Source organism: Pedobacter vanadiisoli, from assembly GCF_042684385.1.
GTDB classification, from domain to species: Bacteria; Bacteroidota; Bacteroidia; order Sphingobacteriales; family Sphingobacteriaceae; genus Pedobacter; species Pedobacter vanadiisoli.
The window spans coordinates 1-3,072 of sequence record NZ_JBHULL010000026.1 but is presented as its reverse complement, the minus strand read 5'-3'; the positions used below and the strand labels follow the sequence as shown (position 1 = coordinate 3,072).

Genomic DNA, 3,072 nt, shown 5'->3' with positions numbered 1-3,072 from the left:
TGTCGCTTCCATGAGGTTTATGAACCATGTTGGTGCACTTTACAAAGCCCTAAAATGAGATACTGTCTTTGCCTTCTAGCCCCGGGTGAAGCGGTACCCTGCAGGCCAGTGCAGCGGCCGAAGCGTACAAGCGTAACACGGGTACCTCGTTGTTTTTAGCACAGGCCCTGCGCTCCAAAAGGATAAAACCGCTCTATATTTTATATGATTTGGAAACGAAAGGGCAGCTTTTCATCGGAGTGTATAGCCCTGCTGTTCGCTGTAGCCCTCATGCTTCGGGGCTGTCGCTTCCATCGGGTTTATGAACAACGTTTGTGCGGTGCAAAGCTGGAAAATCGTCTTGGCCAGCCAGCCCGGGTTTGCAGCTATCCATTAATGCGAAGCGAAAAACTTTAGGCCGGCAATGGAACCGATGAGGGTGCAGATAAAAAATATCCGCCAGAAGGTTGCAGGTTCATTAAAGTAAAAGATCCCGATAATTACAGTTCCCACTGCTCCAATACCCGTCCAAACGGCATAAGCCGTTCCCATTGGCAAGGTTTGGGCAGCTTTGTTTAGCAACAGGAAGCTTAAAACGATGCATACAAAAAAAGCCCCGCTCCATTTTATGTTCGAGAAATTGTTCGATAATTTAAGGCAGGTAGTAAAGCCCACTTCAAAAAGGCCGGCAATAATTAAGATAATCCAGTTCATGATAAATTTATTTCTGCAAAACTACAGCTCATTTACCGGGCAACATTTTACATATGTTAAAAAATAGATTTATTTGCACATAGCCCTGATGCGGCTTAAGGTAACCTGTGTTACACCAAGGTAGGAGGCTATGTGCTTTAAAGCCACACGTTTTATCAGCTCGGGCGATTGTGCTACAAATTCCTGATAACGTTCGGCTGCGCCTTTAAAAGCCCTGTCGATTAACCTTTTTTCGGTAGCAATTAGCTCTTGTTCCGCAATTTTTCTACCCCAGTTGGCAATTTCTAAATGTTGGTTGTAGAGCAAAAAAAGATCAGTTAACCTGATTTGAACTAAACGGCTATTCTCCAAAAGTTCAACATTCTCGTATCCGGGGCTATTATTAATATAGCTGTTAAAAGAAAAAAGAACAGCGCCACTTTGTCCAAACCAAAAGGTTATCTGCTGGTTTTCACCGTCAGAATAAGCCCTGGCAATACCATTTTCAAGAATATAGAAATCAGGTTCGATTTTATCTGCATTGATGAGAATTGTTCCTTTCGGATGTTCGACCAGTTTGGAAACTGCGGCTAACTTCTCTAAAGCTTCATTACTGAGCGGTTTAAGGATCTCTATATTTTTTAACTGATTGTACAAGGCATTTTTGAATGTATGATAAAGCTATCAATTTTTTTTCAAAGGGTGTAACCTGATTAAAAAGTGTGTAGTCATACAACACAGAACACGGTTCAAATAAATAAGAAACAAAATATTATACATTAAAAATTATCATCATGGAAGGTATATTAGTTCCCATTTCACTTTTTTTAGGCGCATTTGCCATGGTATTCGGCATCCGTTATTTATCCAATAAAGAGAAAATGGCAATGATTGAGCGCGGACTCAATCCGGGCGTTGGTAAATCGGCACCAAAACCCTATTTAAGTTTAAAATTTGGTTTATTGCTTGTAGGCTTGGGTATTGGTTTGCTGGTAGCACTCTTTACCGTTAGGGGATTATTTGGTAGCGATATGACGAACAGCGAGGAAGGACAATCAGTTGCCATCTACTTTGGTTGCCTCGGGATTTTCGGTGGATTAGGCTTAATTATTTCGTTCATCATTGAAAAGAAAGCGATTGAGAAAGATAAATTCTAATCGGTTTTAAGGATGAAAACAAAGCGGATCATTCTAGGGTGCTTTCTTGCCGTACTTGTCTGCTGCCAGCTTATGCCGGCAGTAGTCAAGGCCCAAAAGTTGAATAATCAGATCGATAGTTTGATTATGACCGTAATGGCCGATAAGCAGGGCCCGGGAGGGGCATTTATGGTTGCCCAAAAAGGAAAGATAATTTACCAGAAAGCTTTTGGGAAGGCCAACCTCGAACTGGGCAATAACCTTACCACCGAAAGTGTTTTTCAGCTGGGTTCTATGACCAAGCAGTTTACAGCCGTTGCGGTATTGCTTTTAGAACAGCAAGGTAAATTAAAGGTAAGCGATCACATCTCGAAATACATTCCTGACTATCCGGGCGGCGATAAAATAACCATACACCATTTGCTTACGCATACTTCGGGCGTTAAAGACTTTACCAAAATGAAGGCGCTGGCGGAGATAGCCCAAAAAGAAATGACACCTAAAATGATGGTCGATTTTTTTAAGGATGAGCCCGTTGATTTTGCCCCTGGCGAACGTTTTGAGTACAATAACTCGGGTTATGTGTTGTTAGGCTACATGATAGAACAGGTTTCGGGAGAGGTTTACGCCGATTTTATTCGGCAACATATTTTTGTCCCGCTTGGCATGGAGCATTCTTATTATGCCAGCGATCGGCAAGTGATCTATAACAGGGCTTATGGCTACCAGAAAAAAGAGCATGGCTACGTAAACAAAACGGCCATTAGTTTTAGCGTTCCATTTGCATCAGGGGCTTTAATGTCAACATTAGGCGATTTGTTGAAATGGCAGAATGCCTTAAGTCAAAATAAACTGCTAAATGCAAACGAAACCACAAAAGCATTTTCGCGCTATAAACTAAATAATGGCGAACCGGTTAATTACGGTTATGGCTGGCACATTAAAGAGCTTAGCGGTTTAACCGTAAGGGCACATGGCGGCAGTATATTTGGATTTAAAAGCATGGGCATTTATGTTCCCGGCGAAGATATTTATGTAGTTGCCCTCACCAACTGCGACTGCAATTCGCCCACTTTGCTCGCCGAAAATATAACAAAGCTGATTATAACCGGAACGGTAAAAAGTAAGTAGGCCGCGGTTGGACTGCCCCCAAAAAGTTGGACAAACTTATTAATTATTTAAGACTTGTGCCCGGTATTCAACCGGGCTCATTCCATTTAAGTTCAATCTTATCCTTTTATTGTTATAATAACTAATATACTCA

General features: G+C 41.7%; 5 protein-coding genes. 2 read left to right on the top strand and 3 right to left on the bottom strand.

The genetic code is table 11. From position 1 onward, the window contains the following. Nucleotides 1-372: 372 nt before the first annotated feature. Nucleotides 373-693, bottom strand: a complete 321-nt coding sequence (locus ACFSR6_RS17585) for a DMT family transporter (protein WP_379081251.1) — start codon at nt 691-693, stop codon at nt 373-375. A gap of 69 nt (nt 694-762) precedes the next feature. Beyond that, the gene (locus ACFSR6_RS17580; protein ID WP_379081249.1) at nt 763-1,329 is read right to left on the bottom strand and encodes a Crp/Fnr family transcriptional regulator; all 567 of its coding nucleotides are present in this window, start codon (nt 1,327-1,329) and stop codon (nt 763-765) included. Between the two features lie 137 nt (nt 1,330-1,466). Here ACFSR6_RS17580 and ACFSR6_RS17575 point away from each other — a divergent pair, with 137 nt between their 5' ends. After that, nucleotides 1,467-1,829, top strand: coding sequence for a DUF6249 domain-containing protein (locus tag ACFSR6_RS17575; protein WP_379081247.1), 363 nt, complete (start codon nt 1,467-1,469; stop codon nt 1,827-1,829). 99 nt (nt 1,830-1,928) lie between these two features. Further along, nucleotides 1,929-2,939 (top strand): serine hydrolase domain-containing protein, encoded by a 1,011-nt coding sequence (locus ACFSR6_RS17570; protein WP_379081245.1) that lies wholly within the window; start codon nt 1,929-1,931, stop codon nt 2,937-2,939. A 39-nt stretch (nt 2,940-2,978) separates the two neighbouring features. Here ACFSR6_RS17570 and ACFSR6_RS17565 read toward each other — a convergent pair. Next, on the bottom strand, nt 2,979-3,072 hold a 94-nt coding region (locus tag ACFSR6_RS17565; protein WP_379073649.1), incomplete at its 5' end, for an IS3 family transposase.

Bases quoted from the DNA above. Each gene is read 5' to 3' on its own strand.
- ACFSR6_RS17575 (WP_379081247.1), top strand. From the start codon at position 1,467: ATGGAAGGTATATTAGTTCCCATTTCACTTTTTTTAGGCGCATTTGCC.
- ACFSR6_RS17585 (WP_379081251.1), bottom strand. From the start codon at position 693: ATGAACTGGATTATCTTAATTATTGCCGGCCTTTTTGAAGTGGGCTTT.